Origin of the sequence: Pseudomonas sp. PNPG3, assembly GCF_023093815.1 — a bacterium.
GTDB lineage: Bacteria > Pseudomonadota > Gammaproteobacteria > Pseudomonadales > Pseudomonadaceae > Aquipseudomonas > Aquipseudomonas asiatica.
In genome coordinates, this window is record NZ_JALLKV010000056.1 from 21,977 (window position 1) to 39,083 (window position 17,107).

The 17,107-nt window shown below is 59.8% G+C and carries 28 protein-coding genes and 1 pseudogene; 7 read left to right on the forward strand and 22 right to left on the reverse strand.

Annotation, left to right across the window (positions count from 1 at the left end):
* Nucleotides 1-5 precede the first annotated feature (5 nt).
* Nucleotides 6-308, reverse strand: coding sequence for a DUF1883 domain-containing protein (locus tag MJ643_RS25375; RefSeq protein WP_013973185.1), 303 nt, complete (start codon nt 306-308; stop codon nt 6-8).
* Between the two features lie 160 nt (nt 309-468).
* On the opposite strand from MJ643_RS25375, the gene MJ643_RS25380 reads away from it, so the two are divergent.
* The 4 genes and pseudogenes from MJ643_RS25380 (at nt 469) to MJ643_RS25395 (ending at nt 3,952) form a co-directional block, all read left to right on the forward strand.
* Complete coding sequence (locus tag MJ643_RS25380; RefSeq protein WP_024087369.1) at nt 469-828, forward strand: hypothetical protein; 360 nt, start codon at nt 469-471, stop codon at nt 826-828.
* Nucleotides 829-905: 77 nt separating this feature from the next.
* Complete coding sequence (locus MJ643_RS25385) at nt 906-1,556, forward strand: c-type cytochrome (protein WP_013973183.1); 651 nt, start codon at nt 906-908, stop codon at nt 1,554-1,556.
* A pseudogene (locus tag MJ643_RS25390) lies at nt 1,553-2,272 on the forward strand (c-type cytochrome); the annotation flags it as partial. The gene MJ643_RS25385 and the pseudogene MJ643_RS25390, both read left to right, overlap by 4 nt.
* 57 nt (nt 2,273-2,329) lie before the next feature.
* Nucleotides 2,330-3,952, forward strand: coding sequence for a recombinase family protein (locus MJ643_RS25395; protein ID WP_247727070.1), 1,623 nt, complete (start codon nt 2,330-2,332; stop codon nt 3,950-3,952).
* A 1-nt stretch (nt 3,953) separates the two neighbouring features.
* Here MJ643_RS25395 and MJ643_RS25400 read toward each other — a convergent pair whose 3' ends face one another.
* The 13 genes from MJ643_RS25400 to MJ643_RS25460 all read right to left on the reverse strand — a co-directional run bounded on the left by MJ643_RS25400 (nt 3,954) and on the right by MJ643_RS25460 (nt 9,535).
* A complete protein-coding gene (locus MJ643_RS25400; RefSeq protein WP_247727071.1) occupies nt 3,954-4,220 on the reverse strand; it encodes a hypothetical protein in 267 nt (88 codons plus the stop codon).
* A gap of 38 nt (nt 4,221-4,258) precedes the next feature.
* Nucleotides 4,259-4,759, reverse strand: coding sequence for a hypothetical protein (locus MJ643_RS25405; RefSeq protein WP_247727072.1), 501 nt, complete (start codon nt 4,757-4,759; stop codon nt 4,259-4,261).
* 53 nt (nt 4,760-4,812) lie between these two features.
* Complete coding sequence (locus tag MJ643_RS25410; protein ID WP_247727073.1) at nt 4,813-5,733, reverse strand: phosphohydrolase; 921 nt, start codon at nt 5,731-5,733, stop codon at nt 4,813-4,815.
* Between the two features lie 57 nt (nt 5,734-5,790).
* Complete coding sequence (locus MJ643_RS25415; RefSeq protein WP_023661634.1) at nt 5,791-6,288, reverse strand: hypothetical protein; 498 nt, start codon at nt 6,286-6,288, stop codon at nt 5,791-5,793.
* A gap of 62 nt (nt 6,289-6,350) precedes the next feature.
* Nucleotides 6,351-6,524, reverse strand: a complete 174-nt coding sequence (locus MJ643_RS25420; RefSeq protein WP_023661633.1) for a hypothetical protein — start codon at nt 6,522-6,524, stop codon at nt 6,351-6,353.
* 49 nt (nt 6,525-6,573) lie between these two features.
* Nucleotides 6,574-6,729 carry a hypothetical protein gene (locus tag MJ643_RS25425; protein WP_247727074.1) on the reverse strand — a complete coding sequence of 52 codons (156 nt, stop codon included), beginning with the start codon at nt 6,727-6,729 and terminating at the stop codon, nt 6,574-6,576.
* The gene (locus tag MJ643_RS25430; RefSeq protein WP_247727075.1) at nt 6,726-7,109 is read right to left on the reverse strand and encodes a phage protein NinX family protein; all 384 of its coding nucleotides are present in this window, start codon (nt 7,107-7,109) and stop codon (nt 6,726-6,728) included. The genes MJ643_RS25425 and MJ643_RS25430 overlap by 4 nt, the downstream gene beginning before the upstream one ends.
* Nucleotides 7,106-7,327, reverse strand: a complete 222-nt coding sequence (locus tag MJ643_RS25435; protein WP_247727076.1) for a hypothetical protein — start codon at nt 7,325-7,327, stop codon at nt 7,106-7,108. Before MJ643_RS25435 ends, MJ643_RS25430 begins: the two co-directional genes overlap by 4 nt.
* Nucleotides 7,324-7,650, reverse strand: coding sequence for a hypothetical protein (locus MJ643_RS25440; RefSeq protein ID WP_247727077.1), 327 nt, complete (start codon nt 7,648-7,650; stop codon nt 7,324-7,326). The genes MJ643_RS25435 and MJ643_RS25440 overlap by 4 nt, the downstream gene beginning before the upstream one ends.
* Nucleotides 7,647-7,940, reverse strand: a complete 294-nt coding sequence (locus MJ643_RS25445) for a hypothetical protein (RefSeq protein WP_247727078.1) — start codon at nt 7,938-7,940, stop codon at nt 7,647-7,649. The genes MJ643_RS25440 and MJ643_RS25445 overlap by 4 nt, the downstream gene beginning before the upstream one ends.
* Nucleotides 7,915-8,307 (reverse strand): HNH endonuclease, encoded by a 393-nt coding sequence (locus MJ643_RS25450; protein WP_247727079.1) that lies wholly within the window; start codon nt 8,305-8,307, stop codon nt 7,915-7,917. The genes MJ643_RS25445 and MJ643_RS25450 overlap by 26 nt, the downstream gene beginning before the upstream one ends.
* Nucleotides 8,304-8,798, reverse strand: a complete 495-nt coding sequence (locus tag MJ643_RS25455; protein ID WP_247727080.1) for a hypothetical protein — start codon at nt 8,796-8,798, stop codon at nt 8,304-8,306. Before MJ643_RS25455 ends, MJ643_RS25450 begins: the two co-directional genes overlap by 4 nt.
* A gap of 80 nt (nt 8,799-8,878) precedes the next feature.
* Nucleotides 8,879-9,535, reverse strand: coding sequence for a hypothetical protein (locus MJ643_RS25460; protein WP_247727081.1), 657 nt, complete (start codon nt 9,533-9,535; stop codon nt 8,879-8,881).
* Nucleotides 9,536-9,582: 47 nt separating this feature from the next.
* On the opposite strand from MJ643_RS25460, the gene MJ643_RS25465 reads away from it, so the two are divergent.
* Nucleotides 9,583-10,179: a hypothetical protein gene (locus tag MJ643_RS25465; protein WP_247727082.1), complete on the forward strand. Its 597-nt coding sequence runs from the start codon at nt 9,583-9,585 to the stop codon at nt 10,177-10,179.
* A 71-nt stretch (nt 10,180-10,250) separates the two neighbouring features.
* Here MJ643_RS25465 and MJ643_RS25470 read toward each other — a convergent pair whose 3' ends face one another.
* On the reverse strand, nt 10,251-12,068 hold the full coding sequence (locus MJ643_RS25470; RefSeq protein WP_247727083.1) for a DNA cytosine methyltransferase: 1,818 nt from the start codon (nt 12,066-12,068) through the stop codon (nt 10,251-10,253).
* A 418-nt stretch (nt 12,069-12,486) separates the two neighbouring features.
* Here MJ643_RS25470 and MJ643_RS25475 point away from each other — a divergent pair, with 418 nt between their 5' ends.
* A complete protein-coding gene (locus MJ643_RS25475; RefSeq protein WP_247727084.1) occupies nt 12,487-13,293 on the forward strand; it encodes a hypothetical protein in 807 nt (268 codons plus the stop codon).
* A 65-nt stretch (nt 13,294-13,358) separates the two neighbouring features.
* Here the strand turns inward: MJ643_RS25475 and MJ643_RS25480 are convergent, their stop codons facing one another.
* On the reverse strand, nt 13,359-13,742 hold the full coding sequence (locus MJ643_RS25480) for a hypothetical protein (protein ID WP_247727085.1): 384 nt from the start codon (nt 13,740-13,742) through the stop codon (nt 13,359-13,361).
* A gap of 14 nt (nt 13,743-13,756) precedes the next feature.
* Nucleotides 13,757-14,308, reverse strand: coding sequence for a hypothetical protein (locus tag MJ643_RS25485; RefSeq protein ID WP_247727086.1), 552 nt, complete (start codon nt 14,306-14,308; stop codon nt 13,757-13,759).
* Here MJ643_RS25485 and MJ643_RS25490 point away from each other — a divergent pair.
* Entirely contained in the window at nt 14,307-14,642 is a 336-nt protein-coding gene (locus MJ643_RS25490) for a hypothetical protein (RefSeq protein ID WP_247727087.1), read from the forward strand. The two genes, MJ643_RS25485 and MJ643_RS25490, sit on opposite strands and share 2 nt — an antisense overlap.
* A 61-nt stretch (nt 14,643-14,703) precedes the next feature.
* Here the strand turns inward: MJ643_RS25490 and MJ643_RS25495 are convergent, their stop codons facing one another.
* The 5 genes from MJ643_RS25495 to MJ643_RS25515 form a co-directional block, all read right to left on the reverse strand.
* Entirely contained in the window at nt 14,704-15,519 is an 816-nt protein-coding gene (locus MJ643_RS25495; protein WP_247727088.1) for a DUF2303 family protein, read from the reverse strand.
* Between the two features lie 26 nt (nt 15,520-15,545).
* Nucleotides 15,546-15,893 carry a hypothetical protein gene (locus tag MJ643_RS25500; protein ID WP_247727089.1) on the reverse strand — a complete coding sequence of 116 codons (348 nt, stop codon included), beginning with the start codon at nt 15,891-15,893 and terminating at the stop codon, nt 15,546-15,548.
* Between the two features lie 88 nt (nt 15,894-15,981).
* Nucleotides 15,982-16,440 (reverse strand): hypothetical protein, encoded by a 459-nt coding sequence (locus tag MJ643_RS25505; RefSeq protein WP_247727090.1) that lies wholly within the window; start codon nt 16,438-16,440, stop codon nt 15,982-15,984.
* Entirely contained in the window at nt 16,437-16,706 is a 270-nt protein-coding gene (locus MJ643_RS25510) for a hypothetical protein (RefSeq protein ID WP_247727091.1), read from the reverse strand. The genes MJ643_RS25505 and MJ643_RS25510 overlap by 4 nt, the downstream gene beginning before the upstream one ends.
* An 18-nt stretch (nt 16,707-16,724) precedes the next feature.
* On the reverse strand, nt 16,725-17,107 hold a 383-nt coding region (locus MJ643_RS25515; RefSeq protein ID WP_247727092.1), incomplete at its 5' end, for a helix-turn-helix transcriptional regulator.

Below are 17,107 nucleotides of genomic sequence, written 5' to 3' on the forward strand. Positions count from 1 at the left end.
TGGCCTTATCTGAGTTTCGACGATGAACGACGGATGATCTTGATCTTGTGGGTCAAGGTTGGCTTGCGGGTAACCGAGATCGGGCGGGTGGTCACGGTATCGATGGTGATGTTCCAGAAGCCGGTGCTGGGCACGGTGATCTTCGCCGGGAACTTGTCGAAATGGCCACCGTGGTAGGTATGACGACCGCCGTTCTTGAAGCTGCGGAAGTTGGCGTCGTTCATCAGGCGGATATTGCAGCGCTGGGAGCACTCGATGACGACGATATCGTCCTCGTTCAGGTGCTCGCGCTGGTGTACGAATTTCATGTGATGCTCCGCAAGGATTGGTTCTGCAAAGGCGAAAGATACCACGATGTCGGGTTACACTGCCGCGCTGTTCCGCCAGGCGTAGATAAATCTGCCAAAGCAGGGAGCAAATCGGCCTGGCTGTGGTCGAAGCGGATTCTTGAAGGCAGAGGTGCTGCAAATGAAGTGGATGGTGGCGGCGTTGGCGATGACGCTGGGTGGCTGTGTGAGTGTTACGGAACTGGAACAGTCGCGCGAAACGCTGGATGTAATCTCGGGCAAGTCCCCACGCGCGTATGCCGATTGCGTCAAGCAGAAGCTGGCCGATACCCGCGAGCCGCTGGTGGAAGAGCAGCGTGGCGATGGCCTGCGGCTGATCGTGCCGCAGAAGATCAGCTCGGGTGTGGGCCCGGCGGCGCTGGTGGATATCGACAAGCGTGGCAGCGGCAGCAGCATCAAGCTGCACGAGCGGCTGAACAATTTCCCGCTGCGCCTGGGCGACGTGCGCACCGCAGCCACCCAATGCATTTCCGGTAGTTGATCCAGGGCAACTGATCACGCTCCTTTTGCTTATATGTTTTAAGCCTAAGCTTATAACAATAGAAAAGGAGATTCGTGATGACACCGTTGAATCGCGCCTTGGTCGGCAGCCTGCTGATCCTGGCCTGGCCCACGGCGCATGCCGCCGATGGCCAGAAAGTCTTCACCCAGGGTGGGGCCAACCCTGCCGCCATGGCTTGCCTGGGTTGCCATGGCCCGGACGGCAAGGGCATTGCCGCTGCCGGCTTCCCGCGCCTTGCCGGGTTGCCTGCCGCCTACCTTAGCAAGCAACTGCATGACTGGCGCGACGGCAGCCGCAAGCAGCCAGTGATGGAACCGCTTGCCAAGGCCCTGACCGAGGATGAGATCAAGGCGGTCAGCACCTATCTGGCCAGCCTGCCGGCAGACCCTGCAGGCGACCTGCGCCGCCAGCAGATCGCGGATGATCCCACCACCCGCATGGCCCTGTACGGCGACTGGAGCCGGCAGATTCCTGGCTGCGTGCAATGCCATGGCCCGGGCGGTGGCGGGGTTGGCGAGCATTTCCCGCCCTTGGCCGGTCAGCCCGCGAGTTACCTGGTGGCGCAGCTCAACGCCTGGCGTGACGGCACCCGCAGCAATGACCCCAACCAGCTGATGGTCGGTGTGGCCAAGGCCATGACCGATGACGAGATCAAGGCCGTTGCCGAGTTCTTCGCCCGCCCCGCCAGCCAGGAGGTCACGCCATGAAACCGATGATTCCAGCCCTGCTGCTGCTGGCCATGGGCACCGCACACGCCGCCCAGATAGCCATGGAAGACCAGTCGCAGTTGAAAGTGCCTGGCGTGCAGGCCGCGCCGCAGTTCGTGCCACCAGCGGAAAGCGAGTTGCCTGACAATGCCTTTGGCAAGATGGTACGCGAGGGGCATGCCTTGTTCGTCGACACCCGCAGGTTGATGCCCGAGGCTGTGGGCAACGGCATGAACTGCAGCAACTGCCACCTTGACCAGGGGCGGCTGGCGCATTCCGCGCCGATGTGGGGGGCGTACCCGATGTACCCCGCCTACCGCAAGAAAAATGACAAGGTCAACACCTATGCCGAGCGCATCCAGGGCTGCTTCCAGTTCAGCATGAACGGCAAGCCGCCTGCGGCCGATAGCCCACAGATGACGGCGCTGGCGGTGTATTCGTACTGGCTGTCGACCAAGGCGCCGACCGGCGTCGAGATTGCCGGGCGCGGGTACCCGGAGGTGCCGCAACCAAAGGGCGGATACGACTTCAAGCGCGGTCAGCAGGTTTATCGCGAGCAGTGTGCGATTTGTCACGGCGACAATGGCGAAGGGCAGAAGGTGGCGGGCGAGTACGTGATGCCGCCGTTGTGGGGCAAGGACTCCTACAACTGGGGCGCCGGCATGCACCGGATCAATACCGCGGCGTCGTTCATCAAGTACAACATGCCGCTGGGCAACCCTAACGCATAAGAATATATACTAGCGGTTTTCCTTCCCCAGGAGCCGCCCGCAGTGAAAGCCGGACCTAAGGTTTACAGCTACCTTCGCTTTTCCGACCCCAAGCAAGCAGCCGGCCACAGTGCCGATCGCCAAGCCCAATATGCGAAGTCCTGGGCGAAAGAACGCGGGCTCTCATTGGATGAATCCCTGACGCTCCGCGATGAAGGCCTGTCGGCCTATCACCAGCGCCACATCAAGCAGGGTGCCCTAGGCGTGTTCCTCGCCGCCATTGAGGATGGTCGAATAGCGCCTGGCTCTGTCCTTGTCGTGGAGGGCCTTGACCGCCTGAGTCGTGCTGAGCCAATCCAGGCCCAGGCCCAGCTCGCGCAGATCATCGGCGGCGGAGTGACGGTGGTCACGGCCAGCGACGGCCGTGAATACAACCGCGAACGCCTTAAGGCTCAACCAATGGACCTGGTTTACAGCCTGCTGGTGATGATCCGGGCGCACGAAGAAAGCGACACCAAAAGCAAGCGAGTTTCCGCCGCCATTCGCCGACAGTGCCAGGGCTGGCTTGACGGAAGCTATCGCGGGCTCATCCGTAATGGCGGTGACCCTAAGTGGTTGGAGTGCAAGGACGGGAAGTGGGAGCTTATCCCTGAGCGTGCCAGCGCCGTACGCTTTGCACTTGACCGCTACCTGGAGGGGATAGGCGGAAACCGCATCTATCAGCTTATGACGGAGCGCGGGTATGACCCGGAGCTTTTGTGGGAAGGGGGAGGCCGGATTTATCGCATGGTTCGCCTAGTAGCGCTGAAGGGCGCCAAGCAGATATCTGTGGGCGGCGAAGAGTTCGAACTGCCGGATTACTATCCACGGATTCTGTCAGATCAGGAATTTGACACCTTGCAGGCCATGAACGGCGAGCGAAATCGGCGCCGTGGCAAGGGTGCTATTCCAGGCGTTGTGACCGGGATAGGAATGACCTACTGCGGCTATTGCGGCACAACCGTATCCGGGCAGAACATAATGAAAAGGATGAAGCCCGATGGGTCGCTGGTCGATGGCCATCGCCGGATTATGTGCATCGCGTACATGAACGGAAAGGGTTGCAGCGTTGGGGGAAGTTGCAGCGTGGCACCGGTTGAGCGCGCCATCATGGCGTACTGCTCGGACCAGATGAATTTGCAGCGGCTCCAGGAGCCAGCATTGGAAGGGCGCAGTCTGATGCAAATGCGCATCGACGCTCAGGCGGAGTGCACCAACATTGAAGGTCAGGTGTCGCGAGTGACCGAGGCGCTGGCGTTGGGGGAGGGAGAGGGCGTGTCCCCGATTGTCTTGGTGCGCAAGCTTCAGGAGCTCGAGGAACAGCACCAAGCCGCAAGGGATAAGCTGCAGGAGGTAGAGCGGAAAATGGCTGCAGCAACGGCTAGCCAGGCCCCGGCAAATGCCAAGGTATGGGCGGATTTGGCAGCGGGAGTCGACAGCTTGGATGTCCGGGTGCGCGAACAGGTTCGGCAATTGATGTTGGATACCTTCGGTAGAATTGTCATCTACATGCGTGGTGTGATCCCCGCCGGGCGCAATTCTCCAAACATCGATGTTCTGCTGGTATCGAAGTCTGGCCAGCGCCGGTGGCTGCGCGTTGACCGAAAATCGGGAGACTGGGCGGCCGGGACCGACCGCCCGATGTAAGTCAGTCAGGCTGTTTGCCGATAGACCCTGGAGGTTGAGTATGAACCACCAGGTGCCCCTGGCCCTCCCAAAAGTTCTCCTGGACTTCGACGCAGACTCTCCAGGCCGCCCAGGCCACATCCTGACCCTGGGCGATGACATTGCCGTTCTCGTCGATGATGGCGAGGCGGGCGTTGCCGCCTGCTTCCGTTTTGGCTGTGAAGCCGGTGCTGACGGTGGCGCTGAGGGATGCGCCGGCCAATACGGGGTTTGGTAGAGCAGCTTTCATAGATTGTCTCCACGCCGCCGGTGGCGGCAGGTTGGTGGTCAGGTAGAGGCTCGGGCTGCTTTGGCGTGGCCCACGCAAACTCGAAGTGGTTCACCGCGCTCGTCGAGGTCGGCATGACACATGAAGCCTTTGCGGTCATGCGCCATGAATTCGGCGTCGCTGGTGGTTATGGGTGACTGATTGGCGATGGAGCCCAGGCGGTAGGCGCAGCCATGGCATGCGCCGGCGGGGTCGCACTTATTGGCGATCTGCACGCCTTGGCAGGCGCCGAAGATGGTCGGCAGGTTCACGCTGTCGAACTTGTCGGGGTGAACCCCGCATTCATGGATGAGGACCATGTCGCTCATCTCTGCGCAGTTGGCTGCGACGGAGTTCGCCATCCCAATGAATTGAGCGAACATCTCGGCTAGCTTTGCAGCGCCGTGCTGTCTCCACAGGGCCTCCACCATGGTTCGGCGTGTATCCAGTCCATGCTGGCTGATGTCGGCGATGATCAGTGCGTCGTCTGGCGACATGCTGTAGTCGGTGTTTTCGGGCATAGGGCCTCCATGCCCGCGAGCGTGCGCTGGCGGGCTGAACTTGGGGGGGCGGGTTACTTGGTCAGGTCGTGACCGAACGGCACGCGGAAGCCGGAGGCATTGCGGTGACCACCGCCGCCGTACTGCTTGGCGATCTCCGACACATCCATGCCCTCGTCGGTGCTGCGCAGGCTGAAGACGCGGCCTTCCGGGGTATCCCAGTAGCAGGCGGCGAAGGGCTCGCCCTGGGCCATGAGGTGACCCGCGTCGCTGGTGAGCGTGTAGGGGAGACTGGCCGCCGGCACATCGTGGCCACCAATGACCAGGCGGCGCTTCATCACGGCGACCAGTTCGGCAATGTCCTTGTGGTGCTTGCGCTCGATCGCGGCGCCGTCCGAGCGGAGGGTTTCCACGTCTGCGGCCATGAGCTTGTCCCAGACTTCGAAGTCGTAGGGGTAGCTGAACAGGTTGGCCTGGATCTCGCGAGTGCCATCCAGCTGGAATAGCCAGAGGTCGCGGTCCTCGATGTGGCGCAGCAGCATTGGCGGCTCTTGCCCGGGGAAAAAGTGGTCCCAAGCGAGCATGGCGCCGCTCCGGTTCATGTCGAAACAACAGGCGATTGCTGGGGCACCCTGGGAGAGCATCAGTTCGTGGGCGCTTTCCCAGCCCAGCGATACCGAGTTGTCGGCATAGCGGCCATCTACCCTAACTCCAGCATGGAAAGGCGGAAACTGCTTAAGCTCCTCAGCTGCAGACTTGTGGTGGTCCAGGATGATGATGCTGTGCGCCTGCCAGCTCATCTTGGCCAGCACGTCGTACTTGTAGCTGAAGTCCACGATGATGACGTCCTTGCCTTCAACGTCAGGCGGTACCTGACCGTACACTCCGGCGACGAACTCGACCTGGTCACCTAGGGCCTTGCGGACAACCCAGGCGGCACCGAAGCCGTCGGCACAGTTGCCGTGGTAGATGCACATCATTTTGCGTTCAGACATAGAGGTTCCTCGCCCGCACTACAGCCGGCGGGCATTTGAATAGTGGTAGGGTGAGGGTCAAGCGGGAATCTTTTCAAGTACCCCATCAGCAACCTTGATAGCGGCCTGGGCGTCGTTGACGTAGGCGGGGTCAAAGCCGCCGGCGTAGTGGATCACTCGCTGGCAGGCATCCAGCTCTTTGCGCACCAGTCGCAGCGCGCGCACCAGTTCTTCCTGCAGCGCACCCTCGGCGCGACCGATATCCCAGAACTCCAGGCCCCAGTGATCGGCAGGCGGTGGGTTGTTGTTCTGCTTGCCTGTGGCAAGTGCGCCGATGATGACCTCACAGACCGAGCGCTTGTAGGTGTTTTCGCCGTCCAGGCTCAGCCCACCGTGGCGTCGCAGGGTATTAACGACCTCGTCGACGTTCAGGCCACTGTCTTTCAGGACGATATCCAGTTCCGGCTCGCCGGGCGTGTAGATCACCAAGGCCAGCTTGGCGCCCGGATTAAGGTTTTCGCTGATCATCACCAGCGCGTCGTTGGCGACCTGGTGGAATCGGTTGGTTGCGGACATAGGGAATCCTCGCCCGCGCATGTCGGCGGGCTTGAGTAGTAGGGGGGAGGGGTGAGTTTTATTCAGCCGCAGCGGACGCGCGGCGAATGGAAGGTTTGCGGGCGAGCAGGACGGACGGCTTCGAAGTACAGCTTCCACATGTCGTCCCAGGCCTCTTTCATCGTCGAGCCCTGGCCGGTGCACCCCATTCGCCGGCACCACCAGGAGCCGTTCCAGTAGGTCATGCGCGCTTTCATGGTCGCGGTCCTTTGTAGATCAGGTAGGCCATGTACATCAGGGGCAGGATCATGATTTTCGCTCCAGGAAGCACCAGACGAGCGCGGCAAAGGCGCAGGCAATACCCAGTAGGTAGCCAAGAGCCGCCGGGCCATTCGTGCCGACACCATTGGCCGTGATAAAGAACAGCAACGACAGGATCAGGCAAAATTGATAGTTGCTCATGGCATCAGCTCCTTGGGCACTTGGACGGTATCGCCGAGCTTGGCTTTGACAAGGCCTCTGCAGAAGGCAATTAGCGCAGTTGGGCCGTAGCACCAGAAACCGGTCCTGCCTGGCCCAGAGCTGTAGCGGAAGTTCGCGTCGGTCAAGTGAGCCTCGTAGTGCAGGCCGCCGTGATAGGTGTCGATTAGCAAGCCGCCCTGGCTCCAATCGGAGGAGGGCTGGTAGAGATTCGTCCAGCACCCTCCTTCCGGGGTCTCGTATATGCAAACGATACCCTGCTCTCCGATCTTGAGTTCTGCAGCTTCAGTGGCCATGGCCACCGCCCAGTCAAGCGCCGCACCGGCCAGGTTGGATACCCTCACTTCGATCAGGTCGGTCATTGCTGCACCAGCAGCGCGATATCGATCGCCGTCCTTTTTGCTTGTTCTTCCTCTTGAGCGCTCGGGTTGGTCAGCCTGACCGCTCCATACGTCTTGTCGCCCATGAAGCCTTCTTCGACATAGATGTCCCTGCCGCCGAACGGCAGTACTTCAACAATCACCTTGCGGAAGTTCTTCAGCATGAAGTCAAGGCGCTGCGTATCCGTGAATTCGCTCACAGCTGATACCTCTCATCAATCCAGCGCCCAGGCGCCAGAGCGGGTGTAGGTTCGGGTTGGGTTTCGTGCGGGGAGAGCTGGCGCTGGTTGCCGGCGTTCTCCCTAAAGAGCTTGCGGCAGGCATCGGACTTGAGGTTCTTGATCAAGCATTTCTCCGGCTCAGGGGGCGCCAACATCCAGTTGGGCAGGCAGGCCATACCGCTATCCGACTGCCAGCAGGTGACGGCACGGGTTGTGTCTTCCTTAACTTCCAGGTGACCTGGTTGCTCGATGCAGCCGGCCAGGGCGGCCAGCAGCAGGAGGCAGAGGGCGAGGCGGGTCATGGTTGCACCTCGGCGTTGTAGCGCTTGTAGTCCTCGCCGAACTCCCAGCAGTAGGTCGCCGGCCATGCACCGCGGGTACCCTGCGGCACGATGTTGTACATGCAGTCGTAGGTGCCGTGGCCAGGGGTTGTCTTGATCCAGACATGCTCAGGACCACCCAGGAACCAGCCAGGGTGATCCGCAACGGCAGCCTTCATGAACTCTTCCAGATTGTGGTGACCCTTGCTCATGCAGATGTAGGTGTCTTCGCCGACGCTACGTACATCAAGCGGATAGGTTTTGGATGCCATCGTGCTGCGCCTTTTCAAAGTGGAAGACGACCTCAACCCCGGTCTCGGCGATCAAGCCGTAGGCCTTGGCCAGGCGGTAGATGGGGTGGTACTGGTTTAGGCTATTGACATGGCCGGCCAGCCAGCGGCGCCAGTCCTCCAGCTGCATGCGTGACTTGCTCAGGTTGCATGGCACGCAAGCCGGCATCATGTTGGCCAGGTTGTGGTTCTGCATCTGCTCCGCCACCCGGTCATCAGGCAATCGAATCACAGGGGAGAGGTGGTCGGCGTGCCAGCGATCGCCCAAGTCGTTGCCGCAGTAGGCGCAGCGGCCGCCGTACTTCTGGCGGACCTGCTCGCGCTCGGCTTTCTTCAGGCGCATGGTCATTTGCGCAGGTCCTCGTCCGGATCAAAGCCGAAACGGCGGCACAGCGCGTGCGCAACGCCTGATCCGCAGCAGAATGCGTCCTTCATGAGCACCCAGCGTGGCTGCTTCATTCTGGTGGTGCCCCGCACCATGCGCACCGCAGTGCGGAGCAGATCGTCTTCTGTGAACTCACAGCCGGAGAGGGTGATGGTGCGACTCTTCCCGTTCAGGTGCTCGAGCGCTGCCCGGAACTGCTCGATGTACTCTTCTTGGGTTGATCCCCACCGGTTGACCAGGCATTCATCATCAACCGGGAAGCCTTCATCTTCGGGCTCGTCCGAAGGGGTGCCAGGCACCATCAGGAACTCACTCTCCACTGCCTGAAGAAGGTCGGAGAAGTGCTTTGTGTTCCTGACGTTGACCTCAAGAACGCTGATCGGATGCGAGTGATGCAGGCCGAAAATGTCGTAGATGCGCGCCACGTCTGGGTGCAATTGGCTTTCTTCAGGCATGACTTCGTCCTTGGCCGCCATATCGCGGCAGTGAATAGAGGGGAGAGGGGTTACAGCAGAAGAGTACGGATGTACTCCTTTCAGGGTTCGTCGTACTCAGCCGGTGGCGTGTGCGCGATGCCGATCAACTTCGGGTCGAGGTTTGCGCCTGCAAACGCCTCGCCGCACTCAGGGCAGCCTGCCTTGTTGGAATAGCTGTGGTCGCATCCGTCGATCGGCTCTGCGCTGGCGGATAGGCGCTGAGCATGGCCAACAATCCACATCAACAAACCATCTCCGCTGTTGTAGAGATGTGCAATTTGGCCAGCTTCCTTTACTGCTTGCGCAAGTGCATCCCGCTCGGCCAGCTGGGCGCGCTGATTCGATATGCGCATGCTCTGTCGCATGATCTGCGCGTCAGAGTGTTTGATGACCTCGCGCAGCTGCTCGATCTCGGCGCTACTGGTCAGCGGCCCGACCGGCACCACCGGTAGCCCAGTCGCAGCCGCATCCCTCTCTGCCTCTTCTTTGGTCCACCAGAAGGCAGTATCAACCATCCAGGCTATTGGCTCGGGGTGGGGCTGCGGGGCTGGCTGGCATAGGACGGCGCGCAATTCAGGAAGCGCGGCCAGTGCTGTTGCCGTGTTCTTGCCGAGGTCGAGACGCTCAAGCAGTTCGCACGGCACGCTGACCATTCCGAGGATGCCTTCGATATGGTCATGCTGTTCGATGGTGCTGGATCGTTTTTCTGTGGGCATGGGGATACCTCGACGCGTATCATTCGCGGCAAAAAATGGGAGGGGATATGTTGAACGACTATGGAAAGAGCCTGTTTAAGCCATGGCTCTCAGTTCAGAATGTGGTGTTAGTCCTTGCATTCCTTTATGCCGGACTGTTGTTGGCGAGGATTTACAAGCTCGACAGTGGTCAAGTCGCAAGCTGGGTTCAGGCTATCGGTGCAATCGTATCTATATGGGCCGCATGGTCTATAGCTGGCGCCCAAGGTAGAAGGTCAGCAATTGAAGCGCGGCGGATCGAAATGGCCAGGTGCTCCGGCGTAGTCGGAATATTGAGGCACGTTGACTCTGTAGTTAATTCTTTGACTAGCCAAAATGATCCGGTGAATGTCGTGATGGTCAGAGAGAACTTTTCGGCGCTAGTGCAGACATTGAGCAAAATCGACCTTTTGACCTTGCCTAGTCCAGTCTTCGTAAGTGCAGTCTGTGAGGTGAGTCAAAAACTTGAAGCTGCCTTGCTGGAACTTCGCGACCCAATTCGAGCGGTACGGTTCGGATTACACTTCGACTTTACAATCTCCAGACCAATATCTTCATTGGTGCTCGGCCATATAGCATCGTGCGTAGAAGAAACTGAGGCTATACGGGCGCAGCCCGCGCTTTGATTGTCCAGCTTCACCTTTAGCTGCGTGTCGTCTCTTTCGTCGGGGCGGCGCTGGCGACCAGCGCCGTAGAGTCAGGCGGCAGCAGCTTCCGAAGCTTTGACTTTCCAAGGATCGTTTGAGCGAGCAAGTGCAGCCATCGGCGGCGGGCTTACGCTGTTGCCGCACATGTGCACCTGCTCAGTCTTGGTGAACGGCTTGCCGTCGGCGCCCTTGTCGATGATGTAGCTGGCTGGAAAGCCTTGGGCGCGGTACAGCTCGTGCGGCTGCAGCATGCGTAGGCAGATGTCGACGATGACGTACGGGGTGCCCTTCACGAAGACGGTGACCAGGCCCAAGCGGTCCTTGGTGGTGACTGTCGGTGCTGGCGCGTCTGCTGCGCTGGTATTTTCGGTGCCGTAGTAGCTGATCAGGAACGCGGCGACGCGCAGGGCGCCTTCCTCATGCTCTGGCGATAGCTTGTACTCGACCAGGGCGTGATGCTCGGCGCCGGCGGTCATGGTCGGCACCGGCTCATCTACAGCCCGCCCTACGCAGTTGCGGCGGAGCGTGGCCAGACTGGCTGTTACGAGGCGCTGCTGGCTGCCGGTATTGGTTACCGTGGTCAGCGGCTCGTCTGCACCCTTGGCCGGGGTGGTGTTGAAGCCGCCGTTGGCCTGCTCGATGAATGCAGTGACCAGGGCGCGGTGGTTATGCGTCATCAGCGTGCCCATTGGTTGATCAGCTGGCGCAGGCTTGCCGGCGTACACAGGCCCACCGGCCCCGATCATCACGGGGCTGGCCATCATCAGTTCACCACGATTGGCTGCAGTAACCGTTGGCAGCGGATCACGCGGGTTGTTCACACGGTCGGCACCCTGGTGCGTTGCTGGAAGAACCACTGGGCTTGCCACGGCGAAGGATCCGCCACGCGGCCATGAGGTGACGGTGCGCAGCGGCTCATCTGCCGACTGGGCTAGCTCGCCTGACCAGTTCGCGATCGGCACGATGAAGGGCTGCGGATTGTCCAGCACAAACTTCTTCATGCCCTTGGCCACCCGGCGCAGCGTGGCGGCTGCCAGATCCTTCTTGCGGCCGAAAATGCTCTTGCTCGGCACGCTCCAGTCGATGCAGTCCGCGGCAGTGCGCCACTTCAGCTGGCCCTTGGAGGGGTTCTTGGCGTGGGTCGGCTCTGGCCACACGATGGGCTGGCCGTCACACCGGGCAATCATGAAGAGGCGCTCCCGGCTGGTGGGCGCACCGAAGTCGCAGGCCTTGATGATCTGCCATTCCACTTGGTAGCCCATACATTCCAGCAACTGCACGAACCGGCGCCAGGTGATGCCGCGGCGCTTCGGGTTCGGTACCAGAAACTGCTGATGCACCGGCACGCGCTCGCCCGGGGCGGCCACGGTGCCGTCCAGCTTCATCACCCGGCCGGTGGCCTTGTCGCGCTTCGCGATGAGTGGGCCCCACTGCAAAATTTGCTTCACATTCTCCAGGCTGATGACCCGAGGCTTTTTCTTGCCGGCCCACTTCAAGCCGATCCACGACAGGTTGCGGATCTCGCGCTTGCGCGGCTGGCCGCCGGCGGCCTGGCTGTGATGCGTGCAGTCGGGGCTCATGTGGAACCAGCCCACGGCGCGGCCCTGGCATTCCTCGTCAGGGTCTCCTTCGAACACGTCGGTGGTGAAGTGGCGCGCCGCTGGGTGATTGGCGGTGTGCATGCTGATAGCTGCGGGACTGTGGTTCTTGGCCACCGTCACTGGTCGACCCAGGCCCATCTCCAGCCCGGTACCGGCACCGCCGCCACCGCAGAAGAAGTCGACCACGATCTCATCGTCCTGAGGGTCGAAGCCGAGGCCGTACTGGGTTTTGAAGTCGAGGGGGTTCTTTTTCTGAAACGCTGACATAGGCGGTCCTCGCCGAGGTGGCGTGCTGGTGGGTTCTAGGGTAGAAAGTGACCTCATTTATCACTAAGTAATTGAGGTAACTGCAATGGGGCGTTGGGGGAAGCACTACGGAAATGCGGGCGAATACTCAGTTCACGCTTGGGAGGAGCAGAACGCTGAAGGAACGTATTGCGAAGTCAGTTTTTACGTGAACGGCCCGGAAGCTTCGAACATAGCTTTTGCAGACCTCCCCTCGGCAATCGCTTTGGCTGAAAGGTTGGAGTTATCTCTTCAAAAGCGCCCTTCAGGCCCAACAATGGGCTAGCTCTCGTCAGCGATTGCGGCGTCTCGGTACTTGATCCGCTGAGGCGGCGAGTAGTCGATTGCTGTCGTCATTGTGTTACATAGGCGGTTTTTGAAATTTGCAAGGATGTCCAGTGTGAAAAAGTTCCGGGAGTTGCCCCAGTGGTTAATTGCGGCAATGACAACTGCTGTTTTAATAGCGGTAATGCTGTTGTTGTCATTTGTTGTACAGTTTGGTATTTCGCCTTCTGATGCTCAGGAGTCCTGGGGTCAGTTTGGGGACTTTTTGGGCGGTATTCTTAATCCGTTGTTTTCGATAATTGGTCTACTGGCTCTGCTTCATACAATCGTGCTTCAGAGTAAAGAATTATCTAAATCGACTAAGGAGTTGAAGGCTTCAGCTCGTGCTCTTAAGAGGCAGAACAAGCATAATGCTCGTCAGCAGTTTGATAATAATTTTTTCCAATTGCTATCATTGAATCTGTCGCAAATTCCAACTATCACTTTATCGTCAGATAAGAGGCTGGTTGGCGAAATGGCATTTCTTCGGTCAATCTACATTTATTTGGATGACTGGGATGTTGAGGGGGCAGGTGGTGCGCAGTGGATTGAGCGTTTCGATGATTGGCGTAGTGAATGTGCGTTTGTTTTTGATACTTACATACACTCCGTAAGCAACATAATCAGCTTTATCCATAATTCCGAAGTTTCGGAGGGGGCAAAGGAGTTTGCATATGTAACCTTGTCTTCTAACTTGTCGAGCGAAGTGTTGACTGTATTGTTTCTGTTTTCAACATTCTCGCCTGACCATTGTTGGGTGAGAGAGACTTTGGAAGAATCAGATTTTTTTGCGTGGTGTCAGATGGATCATCTTAATTATAGACCGGTTTGGCGGGAGATTGGTCAACTTAGCCGTGTAGAATTTATCAGCAAAAAATCTTGAGCGAGTAACAGCGGTATGCCGGTGCTGATAAAATTTAAACTGCGGTGGCGGATTGTGCCGGAGGTTCAGGCTCGGCGAACCCTGAAGCCGAACATGCACTCGATGTCGTGGTACTCGCAGCGTTCATATGCCTTGTACTTGGCCTGCGACGGGGTGCTGGCGAATACATCGACAATGGTTCGATTGGTGATGTCCCACCAGTCCCAGCCCGCGACCAGAACCTGGTAGCGCTTCAGCGGCAGCTTTTCGGCCATCTCGCCGTACTGCATTTCCCAAGTGGGGTGGTAGTTGCGGATGCGCTTCTTCGGGTCGCTGTCGAGGATGACGCCGATGTAGTGGCCGCGGTCGGCCATGATGACTCCCGGTTCGCCGTTGGCGATCACGCGGCGCCCGATCTCGGCCGGCACGTCGTAATGGCGGCGAACGTAGTCGCAGTTATAGTTGCTCATGGATCACTCCTTGATCAGGCCGCTTTGCGCTGGTTGAGCACGCGCTGGCGAGCGGCCTCGTACTCGCTGCTGACGATCTCGACCAGGCCTTCGACATCACCGTCAGCAGCCTTGCTGCCCAGGTTCAGGTACACGGTATCGCCATAGCTGAAGCACACCCCGCCACTGAGCCAGATACCGCCGCGCTCGACGCCGATGGCTTCCCACATTTCGTCCCGGTCGATAGCGTCCGGGCAATGTGCTTTCCAGAGTTCTTCTAGGCGCTGATGTTCAGCCTTCTCGGCCGCACGTACCTCTTTGTCCGTGCCCTTGGCATGCTTGGCCGCGCGGCGCAGCGAGCGGTAGCCATATTCATCAGGGCGGCACCAGTGCACGTCCAGGTCGCGGCTGGCGCTGAGCTTGATGCCGCCGACGTAGTTGCGGGAGCCGCTGTACATCGGCGAGGCGTCGGCACCAAAGGCCTCGCCCAGCTTCTTGCGCTGAACGTCCCAGGCCGCTTTCTTCTCGGCCCAGGCGCACACGGCGGCCAGGACTTTCGGCGATTCGGTCTTGTAGAAGTAGCTCATGGCTTTCTCCATGCATGCGCCGCCCTCCGTGGCCGGATGCGGCATGGTGGCAATTTGGCTTGATATGGGTTATCAGGTGGTGCCGGCGCGGGGCCGGATGAACGAGGGAGAAGGAATGCTCGGAGAAATTGGGAATATTGAGTCTTCGTCGAGAGACTCACACAACGGGGTCGCATTCACTATCAGGTTCTTCAAGTACCCGAATGGGTATATGACTGAGGTTCATGTCGATGGCCTGCCCGTTCGAAAAGACGACGACAATTGCTGGAAGACCAAGGAAGAGGCCCACCAAGCAAGTGTTGAGCTTGCTCACAAGCTGATCGAAAACAAGTAACAGTCGTATAGCCACTCACCGCGACCCCAAGCACATACCCCGGGGTCGCGGATTCAAATGATTACTTCGCGTCGAATGTACCCAGAGACAGCCTCGCGGCGGTACCGACCTTATCGTCTAGAACAGCTTTGAATTCCTGGGCGATTGCTTCGCGCTGGGCTTCTTCGCCGATCCAGCGCAGTTTCAACACCGGTTGCGCGCCGCCGGTGATGACGGACACACGTAGGCGAATCACTTGCTCGGCCAAGCCCTCGAACGGAATGACCTTGAAGTCCAGCCAGGCAGGCAGGGTTTCTTTGCTGCTGGCTTCGATCTGGTCCATGGTGCTGCGGCTGGCGCGGGTTTCACCGACGGCGTGATCGCTCTCCGACGAGGCCTTCACCGTGATGGTGCGAACCGCAGCGATCGCTTTGGCGATGGTCATGGTCTGGCCATTCTCATCGGTGGCCGACAAGTGCTGGTTCCAGTCTTCAATCCAGTCGCTCATGGCTTTCTGCACCAGGCTCTGGCCGCACACCGCCTGAACGGCGGCGAACGCAGCCGAAGCCTTGAGGCGCAGTACCGCGCGGTCATCAGCGTGGCCCGGCATCTCAGCAGTACCGATATTGAACAGCACGATGCAGCTCATGCTGTCCTGGTCGATGAAGCCGCGGGCGGCAGGCACGGCGCGCTCGACGACGTAGGCGCTGTAGTCGGCCAGAGAATGGGTGGAGTAGGTGCCACGGAAGCGGTTACGGCCGGCCTGGTAGCGTTCCAGATCAACTACGTTGAAGTTCTGTGGAACAACGGCAACTTTGCCGAGGGCCGGCAGTTGGATGCCAGCTGCAGCTACCGCATTTTCTTGAATCAGTTCGAGAGCTTCTTTGCTGAGGGACATGCGCTTTTCCTTGTAGGTGCTGTGAGTTACGAGCGTGGGTGTACAGGTGCTTCTTCACGGGTGAAGAGCTGGTCGTGTTTCTCAGGGAAGAGAGAAAGCTTGCCGCCCGAGCCGACGTGCATCGGCGTGTCCAGGCTGGTGTTTTCGCTGCGGGTACCGCGCTTGGTCGGCACCTTGTAGTCGAGCTTGTGCTTGATCTTCACCTGACTGGATTCGCCGATCTGGCTGAAGTCCAGGGTGATGGTTAGCTTTCCGGTTTTGCCGAAATCAACAACGCCTGCGGCTACCTCGGACAGGGCGTGGCCAATCTGGCTGGCGAAGGCGCCACCGTTGAGCTCCTGCAAGAACTCGGTGGTGTCTGTGGGTTTTGGCATTGCAGAGACTCCATGTGGACGAGGCCGCTGGGCGGCAGATTGATGTACTGCTGGCGCCGGCCATGCCGGACACGCGCGGTGATGCGTTTCATGCTGCTTTCTGCTGATTCCAGGCGCCGACAGCGGCAAAGATCTTTGCGGCCTCTGCCTCGTCGAGCGTTGTGTCGGTGGGGATGGCGATCCAGCCAGCCGCCACTAAGTGATTAGGGTTGGCCGTGGCCCGTAGGTCGGTGTAGGTAGCCTCGATCACGTCGGTCAGGTGTTCGGCCCGGTAGTTGCCCTGCGGCGCGACCTCGATCGACTTGTGGTATCGGGCCCCGAAGTGGTCGCGGCATAAGACGCTCAGGTAGATGGTCCACCGGTGCGGGATGTCGCAGACGGCGTCGACGACCTGGCGCACGCGAATCTGCTTGAGATTCTTCCAGTTGATCAGCACCTGCTGGCCGCTGGGATCGATGTTCACGACGGCGGCGTGGTTGGCCGAGACCAGGGCGCGGCAGGTCCGCTCCAGGCGTGCCCGCATGTTGTGGGGCTTGCGCTTGCTCATTGCGTCGCCCCTGGCTTGCTCGCTGCCCCGGCTTCCATTGCGTCCACGAATCGAAGCGCGGTCCGGTAGCTGAAAGCGAAGCCCTGGACTGCGCCGGTGGAGATTTCGACCACATCCCACATGCCTCCCTTGCCACGCGCTTGATAGCGAGGCGTTCCCTGGGCGATTCGGGCGAAGGCTTCGTTGCGCGCTTCCTGGCTGCGCTCAAGCAAGGCAGCGAGCACCATTCGCTTGTCCTCGAAAGCTTTATGCACGGCTGTTTGCATGAGTTGGTCCTCGGTGGGTCAGGCGTGGAGCTCGAAGGCCTCGGCCTTGCGAACGATTCGAACTTGGGCTGTGCGGCGTTCAGGAGCACGGCGGTCGCGGCGCATCGGGTCGCTGTCGTTGATCGCCGCGTGCATGGCGATGAGGGCAGCTAGGGCGATGCAGAGTGGACTGATGATCTGTTGGCGCATGGCCTTGGTGACCGCCTCGATGCGGCGGCCTGCTTCCAGCTTGAACAGCGCGGCCTCAATGCGGTTGGCCACGGTGCCCGGGCTGACCGCCATCTCGCGTGCGATTTCTTTGGTGGTGAGGCCTTGGGCCACCCACAGCATTGCTTCGAGCTCACGAGGAGCCAGCGCCTTGCCGAGCTGGCCAATCCATGAGCCGCAAGTGATCGTTTCCA